Consider the following 15,368-nt stretch of genomic DNA (forward strand, 5'->3'; position numbering starts at 1 on the left):
GCAGATACTCAGTCCTGATCACCGCCCTCACCGCCCCACGAAGGAGCACCTCCTTGTCCGCCAGATCGACGCGCCCCTACGCCCTGCGTGAAGGGGTGCGGTAGCCGATGAACGCCGCTCTCGGCCTGCTGGCCGTCCTCGTGCTGACCGCCGGCACCGGCTACTTCGTCGCCCAGGAGTTCGCCTACGTCGCCGCCGACCGCATCGCGCTCGCCGGCGAGGCAGCGGCAGGCGACAAGCGGGCTGCTCGCGCCCTGAAGGTCCTCGAACGGCTCTCCTTCATGCTCTCCGGCGCCCAGCTCGGCATCACCGTCACCGGTCTGGTCGTCGGTTTCCTCGCCGAGCCGTCGGTCTCGGCGCTCCTCAAGCCCGCACTGGAGGGGACGGGGCTGTCCGAGGGCGCCGTCTCTGTCATCTCCGTCGTCCTCGCCTTCGTGGTGGCGACGGTGCTGCAGATGGTGCTCGGCGAACTGGCCCCGAAGAACCTGGCGCTGGCCGTGCCCGAGCGGCTGGCCAAGTCTTTGGCCTCCTCCACCCTCGTCTACCTCAGGATCGTCGGACCGGTCGTCCACGTCTTCGACGGCGCCGCCAACAAGCTGCTGCGCAAGGTCGGTATCGAGCCGGTCGAGGAGCTGCACCACGGCGCGACGCTCGAAGAGCTCAGCCACCTGATCGGGGAGTCCCACGAGCAGGGCCAGCTGCCGGCCGATACCGCCGAGCTCCTCGACCACGCCCTGGAGTTCTCCGAGCGGACCCTGGACGAGGTCATGGTGCCGCGCGTGGACGCCGTGTTCGTACGCAAGGACGCCCCGCTCACCGAAGCCGTCGAACTGATCGCGAAGTACGGCCACTCCAACTACCCGGTCCTCGGCGACCACCCCGACGACGTCGCCGGCGTCCTCGGCGTACGCGAACTCGTCCGCCTGCCCGCCGACCGGTTCGAGAGCATGAGCGCAGGGGAGGCCGGCCGCTCGCCCCTGCTGCTGCCCGACACGCTGCCGCTGCCGCAGGCGGTGGCACAGATGCGGGAGTCCGACGACGAGTTCGCCGTCGTCCTGGACGAGCACGGCGGCGTCGCCGGCATCGTCACCTACGAGGACATCGCCGAGGAACTGGTCGGCGACATCGCCGACGAGAGCGACACCGTCGTCGCCCTGGCGGTGCCCGACGGCGACGGCTGGCGCGTGGACGCGGGCCGCCGCCTGGACGAGGTCGAGGACGCCACCGGCATCGCCCTGCCCGAGGAGGAGGACTACGACACCGTGGCCGGCCTGATCATCGACCGCCTCGGCCGCTTCCCCACGATCGGGGACCGCCTCACCGTCGACGACGTACGGATCGAGGTCCTGAGCCTCGACCGTCACGTCCCCGAACGCGTCCGCATCGAACGCGTCGAGTCTGCCGCCGAGGAGGCCCAGGCATGAGCTTCCCCATGGCCCTCTTCGTCACCGTCCTGCTGTTGATCGGCAGCGGCTTCTTCGTCGCGGCCGAGTTCGCGCTCGTCGCCGCCAAGCGGCACCGCATCGAGAAGGCCGTCGCGGACCGTCAGCGCGGCGCGAAGGCCGCGCTCGCCGGCATGCGCGAACTGTCGCTGATGCTCGCCGGCGCCCAGCTCGGCATCACCATCTGCACCCTGGGGCTCGGCTCCATCTCCAAGCCCGCGATCTCCCACGAGCTCGACCCCCTGCTGGTCAAACTCGGCCTGCCCACGGCCCTCAGCTACGGCATCGCGTTCGCCGTCGCCATGATCATCGTGGTGTTCCTGCACATGGTCGTCGGCGAGATGGCCCCCAAGTCGTGGGCCATCGCCCACCCGGAGCGCTCCGCCATGCTGCTCACCCCGCCGTTCCGTGCCGTGGTCAAGGCCGTACGTCCGCTGCTCTGGGTCCTGAACAAGGTCAGCAACGCACTCGTACGGATGTGCCGCGTCCAGCCCCGCTACGAACTGACCGCCGTCCACAACCGCGAACAGCTCACCCACCTCGTCGAGGAGTCCGAGCGCCTCGGCCTCATCAACAAGACCGACTCACAGCTCATCACCCGCTCCCTGACCGAACCGCAGACCCCGGTCGCCGAACTCCAGACCCCGGCGGACGACATCGTCTCCGTCCAGGCCGGAGCCGGCCTCGACGCGGTCCTCGCCCGCGCCGCCGACGCCGACCGCTCCCGCCTCCTCGTCAGGGACGGCGACCGCATCCTCGGTTCCGTCCACACCCGCGACGTTCTGGTCGCACGCACCCGCGGGCGGACCGTTACCGCCGGCGACCTGGCCCGACCGGTACCGGAACTGGCCGCGACCGACACCATCTCCCACGCCGTCGAACAGCTCCGCCAGCGCCGCGCCTCCCTCGCCCTCGTACGGGACGCCCAGGGTGTGCTCACCGGCCTGGTCAGCCTCGACGACCTGTTGGTCCGGATCATGGGGCCGCAGACCGTGTGACCTATCGCAACCGCGCCGGACGCGCATCCCGTGCGGTGACGGACAGCCCGGGCGAGGCTGGACGTAAGGGATCGGAGGTGGTGATGGGCGACCCGGTGGGTGCGCCGGCAGACCATGGGCCAGGTCGCCACTCGTAGTCACCGGGGAAGCATTGGGCAGACGCGCTATGCCTCACAGGCCATGGCCCCCGATCAACCAGAACGGCCAGCACGTTGGTATGGCTCAACAGTCCACGATGCGTGTTCGGACGACAACCGGGAACGGTCCCTCTTGAGTCGGCAAGGGCCTGAACTGCTGGGCACCCCTCGAACGCTCCTGGCGGGGCGCGCCATCCAGCGCGCGCACCACACGATCGCGCTCTTCGCTGGAAAGACGTGCCAGCAGGCGCACGATCCCGCCGAAGTCATCCTCCTTCGCCGTCACCGATCACCCGCAAGGTCGAGATCGTGCGCGGGGGACTCGGCAGGAACCTCGACCGGCTGGGGCCGACGCCACGGGTGAGGCAATATGACGCTCAATCACTTCTCAGAAAATCGTGTTGTGTTGGCCTTCAGGTCGCGCTGCCGAGTCGCCGCGCCACTCTTGATCACCGCTCGGCGACCGCCACGGATGCCCATAGCAAGCCCCCAATGCAGCTTCGTCGCGGTCCACCCCCTCACGCACCACGGGGGACCTCCCGCAGCGGCGGAATCCACTCCGCCTGGCCCCGGGTCCGCCCTTCGCCCATGTTCAAACATGCGGTCGTCGCGGCCACAACGTGGCTTCCTGGTCCTGCGTCAGGGGAGTTCCAAGGGCCGTGAAAGCGTTCTGGACACGGTTGGCAAGCTGGCGACAGGGCCGCACTGACACGGTGATCCCGACCGTCGGCCCCGGCGGGCAGTCACCCCTCGGCATACGGGCTCTGGCTTCGCCGGAGACCCCAACCGATCTGGCGGCACGTGACCCCGACCTTCACCACCGACGCCGGTCCTGATCGTCACGCAGACAGAGACCGGATCTTCCGAAAGGATGACTATCCGGGCAGGGTGGGGCGCACCATGGACTGCGGCTGAGGTCACCCGGCCGCCGGACCACAACGATGCTGTGGCGACTTGCCGCTGCCCTCCTGGAGACTCCGTTGCTACCAACTGCAGAACTTCTTGTCGGCATGTCACGACACCTGAGCACCTACGGGGCCAGCCAGCCCAAGGCTGATCTGGCCCAGCTTGAGTTCGCAGGCCGAATCTTTGAGCTCGCTCTCCGGCTACGGGGCAGCGGTGTCAGCTCACCCGAGCGTGTCGAGGCCCTTGGCGTCAGCGCCGGCATCAGCAAACGAGAGATCCGTAGGGAGTTCCTTCCCACGCTTGAGGTGCTGGGCCTTGTCGACCTTGAGCGCGACCATGAGGGCGCCATCAAGGTGGTGTCCGAGAAAATCCCGCCTGTCGACGATCTCTACCAACGTGCCGACAGCGTTCTCAGTAACGTCATGCCTGAACCGCTTGAAATGATGGCTCTCACGATTCTCCGCATGACCACCATCATGCCGATCACCATCTCGACGGCAAAGGAGGAGTGCGCGGCACTCGGACCCGAAGAACTCGCGGCCCGGGCGATCGAAAACCTTGAATCCCTGCACCTCTGCACTCGTCAGCGGAGCGCCGACGGGGACGAGGTGCTCTTCAACCCCAATGTCTGGGCAGTTGACAAAGATCATTCTCATGCCGCTTTGCAGGCCGAGGATGGGGCCATACGAGCGGCACTGAGCGCCGTTCTGGAGGAGGTGGCTGCGACGGCTGGGATATCCGAGGACGAGATCCAGTCCGGAGAACGCAAGTGGGTGGACTATGCCGTCTCCCAAGGACTTCTGCTGCGATCTATCGTCACCACGCTCGGAGGCCAGGAGCGAGCATTCCTCTTCTCTCCACACATGGGGCGATCCGTGTTCGACGCCCCGACGGGAGCCGACCCGTCCGGGCACGTGCGTCAGCTCATCGGCTCCATGGTGTTCGCTCGACGATTCGCCAGTAACCGGCTCTTCGCACCAACAGCCTTCCTTCGAAAGCTGGTACGAAACGGCGAGGCAGGAGACGCATCCAACATCGGCACCGACTACTCCATGCTCGAAACTGCGGGAATCGTCCGCGTTGAGCCGGCATGCAGGTTCAAGAAGTTCGTCCTCCTGCAGGCAGACGTCGCCGAGGAAGCCATCACCTACCTTGAGGACAGCGCAGACGGAAACACCACGTCGGGTGCCCTACAAGGACAGCGCGGCTACCGCCACCCCGAAGCGGAACGTGCACGACGCCTGGTCCAGTCCCCTAAGGAAGCAGCCCCCAGCCCCAGCGCTTCGCAAGATATTCTCGCCGCACTGCGACAGGAAATGGGGCGGCGGCGCTATGACCGGTAGGGCTGGAAAGGAAAAGGGTGACGAACTGGAACGCCGGTTCGCCCGAGCGGAGTTCGCGGATGGCGCACTCGTCCGCGTACGTCACCCCGTCACGCAGAGCGTCGGAGGGCGGCCGCGTACGGTAACGGACGTCGACGTGCTGTCGATCGACTTCGACTCAAGACTCCGTCCCCACATCGGCATCAGCGAGTGCAAGTCCACCCGCGGACAGAGCGGGGAGCAGGACCGCCTCTTGTGGTTGCGGGGGCTGCAGGCCCTCGTCGGTGCGGACCGCTCGGCGCTCGTTCGCCAAACCGTCACTGAGGCCGGCCGCGGGGTAGCGCGCCACATCGGGGTTGACCTGTTTGCCAGCTCGGAGCTGGAGCGTCGTGAGCAAGTCCTAGAACACGTACCGCAGCACTTCGCCACCATCGGGGAGACCGCCTTCAAGGAGGAGAGCGCTGCCGCGGACCAGCAACTCAAGAAGATCGGAGATCTCCCATCAGGGCTCGTCTCCTTCCTCAGGCACGACGCACTCCTGGCTGATCCTCACAGAGTCCTAGGAGCGCTGCTGACCCTGAACGAGGTGACACGCACCGGGACAGTTCTTCCCAACCCTTTGGCCAAGCTGTTGGCCGGTCACGTTCTCCAAGCGCTGGTATCCGCAGCCCTACGCGCCGGCGGCCGGACCGACACCGTGGGCTCCGAGGGGGCGCGACGAGAGATCGAGCAGGGGCTGAACACCGGAGACCCTCACGACCGCCAGATCCTGCGAGTGGCGGAGATGGCTGACGCCTTGCTCCGTGAGGAGCTCGTAACCATCCATCAGGCGTACCGGTCGGCAGGTGCACCCGCGATTGAGCGACCTGTCCCCTCCGTCCGCGATGCGATGTCGCAGACACCAGTGTGGCTGGTCAACTTCATGGACCTCGCCGAACGGCTTCGGCGCCGAAGTCCAATTGCCCGCCAGCTGCCGCAGACGATCGACCTGGCGGTCTTCGACGCCCTACTCGGCGGCGACGCTTGGAAGGCGCCGGCGTTCGATCACCTCTTCGCGCGAGAGCACCGACAGGCCCTGGGAATTGCCATGGACTGCCTGGCGAAGGCGGTGCCAGAGTTGACGAAACACCTACTCCCCTTGAAGGACCTGCCCTTCGACCGAGCCGCAACAGCCTCGCTCAGCCAGGCTAAGCATCAGTGATCACGCACCTGGGTTGGGGCAGGCACCCGCCTGTCCCAACCCAGGCCGCACTCTCAATGAACCGCACGTGAGAGGCTGGCCGTGGCTGCATTCCGAGCTAAGGACCCTGGTGCGCGGAAGTTGCCGCTGGCCGTCGCCGCATGGGGCACAATGCCTCGGTGACAGGTGGGAACCCGAATCGTCGCCCGGTAGAACATCCCGCGCCGACAGACGCAACAGTGAAACAGCTGTACGGAACCGCTTTCCGCTGCGGCAAGCCGGACTGTCAGCGCCCCTTGTTCCGGTTGGACAACGAGACGGGCGATCGGACCCTCAACAGCCGCGTCGCGCACATCCACGCTCGCAGGGAGGGTGGCCCCCGATGGAACGCCGGCATGTCGGACGAGGCGAACCGCAGCGGGGAGAACTTGCTCCTGCTATGCATCGAGCACTCGTATGAGATCGATGAAAACGCCGCCCGGTTCCCTCCGGGGATGCTGCGGGAGTGGAAGGCGGCGCAACTGGCCGAGCACGACCAGATTCAGCGGTCGTGGCACCTGAACAACGATGAAGTCGCGGAAGCATCCGTGCTCTCCTTCGACCCGCTTCCGCTGAGCGTCGCCACGGCCAGTGCGACGACGGTCGTGGCGGCGGCCCGGGCGGTAGGGAAGATGGTTAGCGTCGGTCGCCAGCGACGTCGCCTCGCGCATCAAGCGGCTCAGGATTGGCAGGCATTGCGTCTCCACACGAACAGGACGATGCCCGTCTTCGATCTGGACGGGGACCGCCTGACCGTCGAGCCGTCCAGGGCAGAGACCAAGCCTCACGAGGATGCGCTGAACGGAGCTCTCGCCGCGAGCCTGGCCGAACTAGAACCCCTGGCCGTAGAGGTCGTTGCCGAGCTCCACGCCGTATCTGCCGCCGACCAGAGTCTCGGACCGTGGTGCGACTGGGTAGAACGACGGGTCGAAGAACTGATTGCCGCAGCAGGTCGATGGCCAGGACGCCCGCCGACCGAGGACGACCAGGCATGGCCGGACGCGGTCGCCGAGCTGCAGCGCGCCTCAGCGGCACTGAGCGCCGCCTGGCGAGGGAACCGGGCCGTCTCTCCGCCCGAGCCGACCCTCGCCGTCTCTGGACCGGTCGAAACAGACCAGCAGCGTGCGGTGCGGGAGCACTGGGAACTACTGGAATCGGCAGGCCCCTGGGGCCGGGTGAAGCACCGTGACTATGACGCGGCACTGTACGCACGCCTGATCGAGGCGCTGCCGTTGGCGAACGCTCTTCCCCCCGTGCCATCGCTGACGGCGATGGGGCTAGACGTTACGGCCCGGCGTGCGGCGACTGTGGCCCGCAACGCCGACGAGACCACTTACCGTGCCCTCATTCGTCAGGCCAGCGAGCAGACGCCTCTGGCTGCCTCGGTCGTTCTGCTTCAGCATCTCGGCACCATCGCGAAACAGCAGGGTCACGAGGCACTGCAGGATGCGGCAGCCGCCGAAGCCACGAAGCTCCTGCTGGCTGAAGACTGGAAGGCTCCCACTGCCTGGGCGGACAACAGCAATTACGCACGCCGGCTGCTTGCATGGACTGCGGGTGCCAGCCACGGCGGAGAAGTTCGAGAGACCCTGGAGACAGCACTCGAGGGAAACCCAGACCTGCTGCCGGCGATGATCGAAGCGATGGGGCAGTGGGGTGAGACCTTCAGCCGTGACGGAACCGATGCAACTCGGATATTCCAGCGAATCTCGGAATTGCCGGATTGGTTCCCTGCGGGGTTGGTCGCAGATCTCATCAAGCAGATGTTCCCAGCGGTCTCTGCGGCCGACGAGTTTGACAGCGAGCGATACAGCGACGTGGTGCAGCGACTCGCCAGCCAGATCCTGCGGATCGCCCAGGGCAACAGCAACGAGTGGTAACGCGGGGCTTACGCCACGGGTGAGCGATCGGATGGGATACAGCCCGCCACCACGGCTTCTCTGGCAGCTTCCCCGCAGGCTCGAACGGCTCGCCCGGACACGGGAACCCTCCCTGGCCCCGGTAGACAACTTCGATGCGCAAACGGGGCCGAGGCCGGTCGCTCAAAGCGAGAAGGCCCAGGGGTCGTCGTACGGTTCGGGCTTTTCGGGGTGGAGCATGCAGCGGATACAGCGCGAGAGTCCCGGTTCACCGGTTCCGGCGGCGGCGTACATCCACGGCAGAGTGTCCATGGCGTGCGCGCGTTCTTCTGTGGCAAAGGTGTCGATGGTCTGGTGCAGGTCCTCGGGGGCGGGTTCGTCCGTGAGGCAGAGCCAGCCGATTGCCGCGGCCAGGCGGACTTCGGGGGCCTCTGTCCGGTCTTGCCACCGCTCGCGGAACCACGAGACGGCCGGCGGCTGTACGTGAGCTCGGGCGGTCTCGGCGACGGCGAGGAGCAGGGCGGCGCGGACCATGGCGTCATGCTCGGTGGCGAACCTGGCGGCAAGGGCGGTTCGGACCACGTGGTCGGGGTCGGCGGCGGTGGCCAGGGCGTAGGCGGCGTCAATGCGGATGGTGGGGTCGGAGTCGTTGAGAAGCGGCAGGAGTACGGGTGCTTCGGCGGTGATCGCGGCTCGGGCGGCGGCCACCGACCAGCCTGCCGGGTAACCCGTCACCTCGACGCTGTAGTCGTCGTAGTCGTCGGGGGCGTGGCGCCGAGGATCGTTGCGGTGGAGCAGGAGTTCATCGCGGGAGGCGACGCCGAAGTGCCGGGCGCGGGCCGGGCCGGAGAGTACGGCGAGGGCGGCGGCACGGTGTGGGTGGTGGGCATCAGTGGCGATGGAGATCAGGAACGGTACGGCGAGGGCGGCTGCGGCCCGGCTGTCGTTGGCGCACAGGCCCCCTAGCACGCCCGTCGCGTGGCTAGCGAGGTCCTCGCCGGTGTGCAGCAAGTGAACGGCCTCCCGGGCATCGTCGCCGTGAGGGAAGTTCCCCCAGGGGACGGCGTCGAGGAGCAACCTGCTGTAGGCCCCGGATTGGATGTCGGCCACCACCGCCCGCACATCGAACGCGCCTCCCGCGAACGAGGCCAGATCCGCTCCGTCCACCAGCGCCCGGCACATCGCGAACGTCGGATCGGTCCGCCAATCCCTCACACCACACCAATCCCCAGAGAACTCGATCATGCCTTGCCCGACCGCCTCCGCCGGCCGACTGCTAGAAGGAGCACATCCCGACACCCACGAACCGCCAAGAATCCGGAAGATCCGCACGAAACTGCAGCTCAGCGATCGACGATGCGCGTTCGGACCACAACTCGCGACGGGTCCTGCGCGGTCGGCAAGGGTCTGAACCGCTGGACGACGGCCGCTTGCTCTCTGCGGGGTTCCCCCTCCAATGCCCGCAGCACACGGTCGCGCCCTTCGGACGGGAGACGCTCCAGCATCCGCACGACCTCGGCAAGGACGTCCCCGATCGACGTCACCGCTCGCCCGCGAGATCGAGATCGGCGCTGCGCGGCTCGGCAACGACCTCAGCAGGCCGGGGGCGACGCCACGGCTGAGCGATCGAATGCGACACAGCCCGCCACCACGGCTCCACAGGCAGCTTCCCTGCAGCCTCGAACGGCTCACCGGGCCTTGGGAACGCCACCGCCTGGCCGACCTCCTCGGCCTCGTACTTCGTCCACTCCCCCGGCTCCGCCCAGGCATGCGGGGCCAGATTGAAGGTGGCCCAGTGGATCGGCAGAAGCACCCCACCCGGACCACCTCCCTGCAGGTCAAGGTGGGCCTGCACCCCCTGCGCGGGTGACATGTGAATGTCCGGCCACGCGCCGGGAAGGGGCGTATAGTCCGTGGGGTTCTTGGGCGACATGACGCTCTATCAGGCATCAGCGCTTCGGTCGCGTGCCGCGTTGGCTTCTCGCAATCGACGCGGTCTTGGGACAGACGCCCACCACGATGGCATACCGTACTGCCACAGGATTGCCCGCAGTTGGAAGCAGACAAGGGTGTCAAGCATGGGGGACGACGGGAAGCAGACGCCTTCACCCGCCAAGGCCATCGTCGTGTCGATGTCGAAGTTCCGCCTCCCGGTGTCCGAGGGCGAGAGCCTAGGTGACGGAGACCTGGAGGACGAGGAGCCACCCGGTCGATCCAGTTGGAGAGACCTCCGCTTCGCGCCGGCGCTCGGCCGTCGTGTGGCCGCCGAACTCGGCCCGCTAGTCGCGCCCGGGACCACCCATCTGCCGGACCTCAACAGCGAGACGCTGAAAGCACGCATGGACGATGTCCTGGCCGCCATTAAGGGTGGGGACAGGATGGTCGTACACGTTCTCAGCCACGGATTCCTCGACGTCAACAGCGAGTCCGATCTACTGATCGCCGCCACTGACACACTCCACCCCAAGCACGACGCCGTCCGGGATACGGCCTTCGATGTCCGCCAGTTCCTCATTAACGCGGATCGTAAGGCGGGTCAACTGCTGCTCCTGCTAGATGTTTGCCACGGCGGCGGTGCCCTCGACTGGACGACGCGCATTAAGTACGCCAAGCGGCGGACCTTTGTGATCGCTGCATGCCCGCCAGATGAACAAGCATGGAGCGGACGGTTCTCCCAAGCCGTGTGCGAGGTGCTTTCCGGAGTCGTACGCGGCCACAAGGGCATCGATCCGAGTGAACGCTTCGTACGCCTCACGTGGTTCAGGGATGAGTTGCATCGCACGTTGATCGACCTGTGCAACAAAGCAGACGTTCCCGAGCAGGACCTCGTTTACAGCAAGTTAGAGGGGCCTAGCCCGGAGTTTCTTCTCAATCCCTGGTTCCGCGAAGATCCCGCAGAAGTGTACAAGCTGGGGGACTATTGGCGGCTTCAGGACTTCATGGACGGCGTCGTCCATCCGGCTCTAGACATTGGCCATTACCTCTCCAGGGCATCTGGGCGACACGACGTCGACCCGACCGACAAGGGCAGCCTCTTCTCCGGGAGGCAGGACCAGCTGGTGGAGGTGGCTGACTGGCTGTCGGACGGCGCGGACCACGGCACCTTGTGCGTTGTAACCGGCAGCCCAGGTGTCGGAAAGTCTGCTCTTCTCGGCGCCGTTGTTTGCTGCACGCAGACCCAACTAGCCAAGGTTCTACACAACACGCTCGTACAGCACATTCCGCCATCCGCGCGCCCCGAACAACGCCCCCTGGTCGCCGCGGTACACACGCGGCACATGACCCTGGCAGACACGATGGACAGTATCGGCGCCCAGCTGGACCTGGAGCAGCCGACGGAGGGCTGGAGCTCCCAGCAACTGGTCAGTGCCATCGCCTCGCTCTCCCATGAACCGCTCATCGTGGTCGACGGGCTGGACGAGGCCACCGACAGGGTGTCCATTACCGTGGAACTACTTCTACCACTGGCCGAACAGGTCTTTACCGACGGGCCACGCCGACGGGCGTGCCAGCTCTTGGTGGGCGTACGGCCGTACTGGGACCAGCTGCCTCAGCTGGCGGCCACTGTATCCGGCGGAAACCAGCTGCTGGTGGACCTCGACGCCGCGGACCGTGGGCAGCTCCAGCAAGATCTGAAGACGTACGTGGAGCGACTGCTCTATGAGAGCGAAACCTACGCGTCCGAGCGAAAGTTGCGCAGCCGGATCGCACGGACAATCGCGGAGCGCGTGGTGAGGGCATCGCATGGTGGGGAATTCCTCAAGGCCCAGATGGCAGCGCGGTCCCTCACGCAAGCTGCCCCCCTCACCGAGGAAGCAGTCGATGCTGCCCTGGCCGCGATGCCGATGACCTTCGCAGCACTGCTGGAGGGTCAGTTAGCAGACGAGCGCACGCACCCTTGGGCGCGTCGTGTCATGACGGCTCTCGCCTTCGGCAAGGGCAGCGGTATGCCAGCCCGTCTACTTCCCCAGGTGGCCGCCGGGCTTCCGCCTGCCTGCAGTGCGCCCGGCCGCGAAGACGTCGACGCGGTGCTCACCGGAATGTCGTTCCACTTACGGCAGGACGTCGACCCCTCATACGGCACCACCCTGTACCGCCTGTTCCACCAGGAACTTGTCGACCACCTGATTGCATCCGCCCGAGATCTCCCCGATCCGAATGCCCTCTGCGACGACGGTGACGCCTCATGAACGGCCCGGAGGATGTGGTCTTCCGGGAGCTGTTGAAGGCTCTTCCACGGTCTGGCGAGACCGATCGCTGGGACTTGGCCGACCCGTACATGCGTCGTCATGCCGTCGAGCATGCAGCACGGGTCGGCTGGTCAGCTCTGCAGCGTCTCTTCTCAGACGGCGAGTTCCTCATCAACGCGGAACCGCGATCGGTACTCGCCGCGCTGCCCCCTTTCCGTGACGAACTTCCCGGACCGGCACGCCGGCTCCTCGACGTGTACTGTGCTTCGCTGAGTTGGCATCAGCACGTCGACTCTGGTGCCAGACGCCAGATCCTCGCTCTGGACGCGAGGCGGCTCGGACATGGGGATCTAGCGGAGAGGATCGAGATCGCACCGCCGGGACGGCAACCAACCTGGCGCTGCGTCTGGTCGACCGCCGACAACGTCTCCTCGTCGGCCGGCGTCACCATGTCCGGGCATGGTGGGGGCATCAACGCCATCCTCGTCGCACGACTCGCCGACACCACCGTCGCCGTGACAGCCAGCGCGGACCGTACAGCACGTATCTGGGATCTCCACACCGGCCAGGCACGACATGTGCTGCTGCACACCGCTCCCGTCGACGCTATCGCGGTTGCATCCGTGGAGGGTCGAAGCATCGTCCTCACGGGGAGCGACCGGCTCGTGTGGTGGGACCCGCTGTCCGGCAAACCGCTGGGTTCCCTGAACACCGGCAACGCGGTGAAACAGCTCGCCCCTGCCTCGGACGGCCGCATTGTCCTGGCGACGGGCGGCGGGCCCGTCGTGGTCGACTTGCCCCGAGGGACACGAGATGTCCACGCGATCACCGTCACGGCCGCCGGCAGGCAAGCACGGTATGTCGCCGCATGCCGGGAACGCGGCACTCAGTTCGGACTCAGCGTGACCGCGGGCAATGTCGTCAGTGCATTCACGCTGTCTGACGGAGCTGTACTGCACCGTGGGGTGCTGCGCACGGCCGACCGAATCACCGCCCAATTCGTCGGCGACGTCGGAGACCAGAGCATCGCCCTCTTCGGTCATGCCAGCGGAGCCTGCACCGTCGTGCACGCACACACGGGAACGGTCCTCCACACCCTCCGCGCCCTCGACACCGCACGACTGCGGGACGCTGTCTCAACCCTCACCGTCCATGCCTCCCGCGACCATTGGTGCGCCGTTGTCGGCCACCGCGATGGAACCCTGCGCACCTGGAATCTCGGGTCAGGCGAGCTACTGCGGACGACTCAGGCCCATGCAGCTTCCATCGCCGTCATCACCACTCACACCGTGGGACGCCGCCGCGTTCTGCTCACGGCCTCAGAGGACGACACCGTTCGTACCTGGGACGCCGACACGGGTGACCCGCGCGACGTACTCGCCGGACACACAAGTGACGTCACCGCCGCGGTCGCAGCTGACATGGAAAGCCGTTCCATCGCGGTGACCGGCTCAAAGGACTGTACGGTGCGGACCTGGGACCTACGCCGCGAGCGGCCATCCGGGGCTCCCGGAGGGCACGGGAACTGGGTCCGCGCCATCACACTGCACCGGGAGGACGGCCTACTGCGAGCCGTCACCACCTGCAGTGACCCGTACGTCCGGATTTTCGACACAGATGCGGGGCGGCCCCTGGCCCGCATGGCGGTGCCTGAACGGGACTTCCTGCAGGCGTGTGCGATCTTCACTCACAATCACCGGTCGAAAATCGTCGCTGGTGGAGCCGGCGGCGTGCTCGCCGTATGGGACTACGCCACGCAACGGCGGGACATCACCCTTCGTACGGGCAGCGCGTCCATCAATACAGTGGCCGTACACACCGCCGCAGACGGACGGATTCGGGTGATCGTGGGAGCAAACGACGGCATCGTCGCGCGATGGGAACCGTACACCGGCCGCCAGCCCGACCCCCTACTCTTCCCCTCCTCGCGGCAAGAGAGCGTCGCCTGTCTGGCCATCGCCGATGACGCCCACGGACCCGTGGTGGTCACCGGCCACTTCGACGGCAGCTACCGCGTCACCTCGCTGGAGGACGGACACCCACTGCAACAGCAATCTCAAAGCGAAGCCATCAAGGCCGTAGCCGCAGGCAAGCTCAACTCGACGCCCTGTACCGTGACCGGAGACGACACCGGGCTCATCAAGCTGCGGTGCCTCGCCGACGGCGTCGTACTCCGCACCCTGCATGGACACAGTGACGCCGTCCGGTCGCTCGTGTTCGGCGAACTCTCAGGCCATCCGGTTCTGTTCTCTGGCAGCAGGGATGGCACAGTGCGCATCTGGGATCCAGCGAGCGGAGAACAGATCGACCGCATTGACCTCCCCGACTTCGTTCAGACAGTCGCGTATGAGGACGGGACCCTCGTCGTTGGATACGGCCGCGAAGTCTCCGTCTTCGCCACCACCCAGCAGCAACCGCCCACACCGCGAGGAAGTGACTGATGCCCCAGATCCTGACCATCCACGGCGTCAACCAGTTCGACCCCGACCGCGAACCGTCCGCTGCCGCCGCACGCCTCGGCGCGGTTTGGACTGCGGCTCTCAACCGCGGCCTGGAAAAACCCGTCGAGGCGGCGGACGTGCACATGGTGTACTACGCGGACCTCCTCCAGCCCACCGGCGAGATCCCCCAGGGTGAGGACCTGGACCATCTGCCGCCCCTGGCTGCCGACGCCGCCCGCCGATGGGCCGAGCTGCACGGCGTGAACCTCGACGAGGCCCAGGGGCGCATCGCCACTCCTCTGCGCTGGGTCGCCGATGCGGTGGCCCGCCGAAAGGGGCTCGGCAACGACACCGTCCAACGTCTGATCGCTCGCTTCTTCCCCGACCTCGTCGCCTATCTTCACTCCCCCACCACCCGCAAGGCAGTCCAGGCGCGGCTCGTAGAGGCGATCGAGCGGACCTCGCCCACCGTACTGATCGCCCACTCGCTGGGCTCCGTCGTGGCGTACGACACCTTGTGGCAACACGACGTGAAGGTCGACGCCCTAATCACCGTCGGGTCCCCACTCGCCATGCCCGACATCGTCTTCCCGTACCTTCAGCACCCGTGCACCGGCGGAAAGGGCAGCCGACCGCACGGGGCAGCCGCCTGGGTCAACATCGCGGATCCCGGCGACCTCGTCGCAATTCCCCAGCCCCTCACCGAGCGCTTCGAAAGGGTCACCACAGATGTTCGATCGGGGATCGGCGCCTTCGCCTTCCACAAGGCGGCCGGCTACCTTGCGAACCGCAAAACGGCCGAGGCCGTGACCCGCTACTTGGGTTGATCGAAGCAACAGGCGAACCGACCATGT

At 66.7% G+C, this 15,368-nt stretch carries 9 protein-coding genes and 1 pseudogene; 8 read left to right on the plus strand and 2 right to left on the minus strand.

The annotated features are described in order from the left end of the window. Positions 1 to 107 precede the first annotated feature (107 nt). From ACIGEZ_RS24690 to ACIGEZ_RS24710, 5 genes are all read left to right on the plus strand, one after another. Complete coding sequence (locus ACIGEZ_RS24690; RefSeq protein WP_399834561.1) at positions 108 to 1,424, plus strand: hemolysin family protein; 1,317 nt, start codon at positions 108 to 110, stop codon at positions 1,422 to 1,424. Continuing rightward, the gene (locus tag ACIGEZ_RS24695) at positions 1,421 to 2,440 is read left to right on the plus strand and encodes a hemolysin family protein (RefSeq protein WP_399834562.1); all 1,020 of its coding nucleotides are present in this window, start codon (positions 1,421 to 1,423) and stop codon (positions 2,438 to 2,440) included. The genes ACIGEZ_RS24690 and ACIGEZ_RS24695 overlap by 4 nt, the downstream gene beginning before the upstream one ends. Before the next feature lie 1,147 nt (positions 2,441 to 3,587). Next, entirely contained in the window at positions 3,588 to 4,826 is a 1,239-nt protein-coding gene (locus ACIGEZ_RS24700) for a hypothetical protein (RefSeq protein WP_399834564.1), read from the plus strand. After that, positions 4,816 to 6,006, plus strand: coding sequence for a hypothetical protein (locus ACIGEZ_RS24705; protein ID WP_399834566.1), 1,191 nt, complete (start codon positions 4,816 to 4,818; stop codon positions 6,004 to 6,006). Before ACIGEZ_RS24700 ends, ACIGEZ_RS24705 begins: the two co-directional genes overlap by 11 nt. Positions 6,007 to 6,380: 374 nt before the next feature. Continuing rightward, a complete protein-coding gene (locus ACIGEZ_RS24710; RefSeq protein ID WP_399834568.1) occupies positions 6,381 to 7,904 on the plus strand; it encodes a hypothetical protein in 1,524 nt (507 codons plus the stop codon). Positions 7,905 to 8,066: 162 nt separating this feature from the next. Here ACIGEZ_RS24710 and ACIGEZ_RS24715 read toward each other — a convergent pair whose 3' ends face one another. Both ACIGEZ_RS24715 and ACIGEZ_RS24720 read right to left on the minus strand, forming a co-directional pair. Next, positions 8,067 to 9,098, minus strand: a complete 1,032-nt coding sequence (locus ACIGEZ_RS24715) for a hypothetical protein (protein WP_399834570.1) — start codon at positions 9,096 to 9,098, stop codon at positions 8,067 to 8,069. Between the two features lie 325 nt (positions 9,099 to 9,423). Further along, a pseudogene (locus ACIGEZ_RS24720) lies at positions 9,424 to 9,771 on the minus strand (MBL fold metallo-hydrolase); the annotation flags it as partial. 190 nt (positions 9,772 to 9,961) lie between these two features. On the opposite strand from ACIGEZ_RS24720, the gene ACIGEZ_RS24725 reads away from it, so the two are divergent. The 3 genes from ACIGEZ_RS24725 to ACIGEZ_RS24735 are packed head-to-tail and all read left to right on the plus strand — an operon-like array spanning position 9,962 to position 15,341. After that, positions 9,962 to 12,073: an AAA family ATPase gene (locus ACIGEZ_RS24725; RefSeq protein ID WP_399834572.1), complete on the plus strand. Its 2,112-nt coding sequence runs from the start codon at positions 9,962 to 9,964 to the stop codon at positions 12,071 to 12,073. Further along, complete coding sequence (locus ACIGEZ_RS24730) at positions 12,070 to 14,514, plus strand: WD40 repeat domain-containing protein (protein ID WP_399834574.1); 2,445 nt, start codon at positions 12,070 to 12,072, stop codon at positions 14,512 to 14,514. Before ACIGEZ_RS24725 ends, ACIGEZ_RS24730 begins: the two co-directional genes overlap by 4 nt. Continuing rightward, complete coding sequence (locus ACIGEZ_RS24735) at positions 14,514 to 15,341, plus strand: hypothetical protein (RefSeq protein ID WP_399834576.1); 828 nt, start codon at positions 14,514 to 14,516, stop codon at positions 15,339 to 15,341. The genes ACIGEZ_RS24730 and ACIGEZ_RS24735 overlap by 1 nt, the downstream gene beginning before the upstream one ends. Positions 15,342 to 15,368 lie beyond the last annotated feature (27 nt).

It is taken from the genome of Streptomyces sp. NPDC085481, assembly GCF_044541845.1.
Lineage (GTDB): Bacteria > Actinomycetota > Actinomycetes > Streptomycetales > Streptomycetaceae > Streptomyces.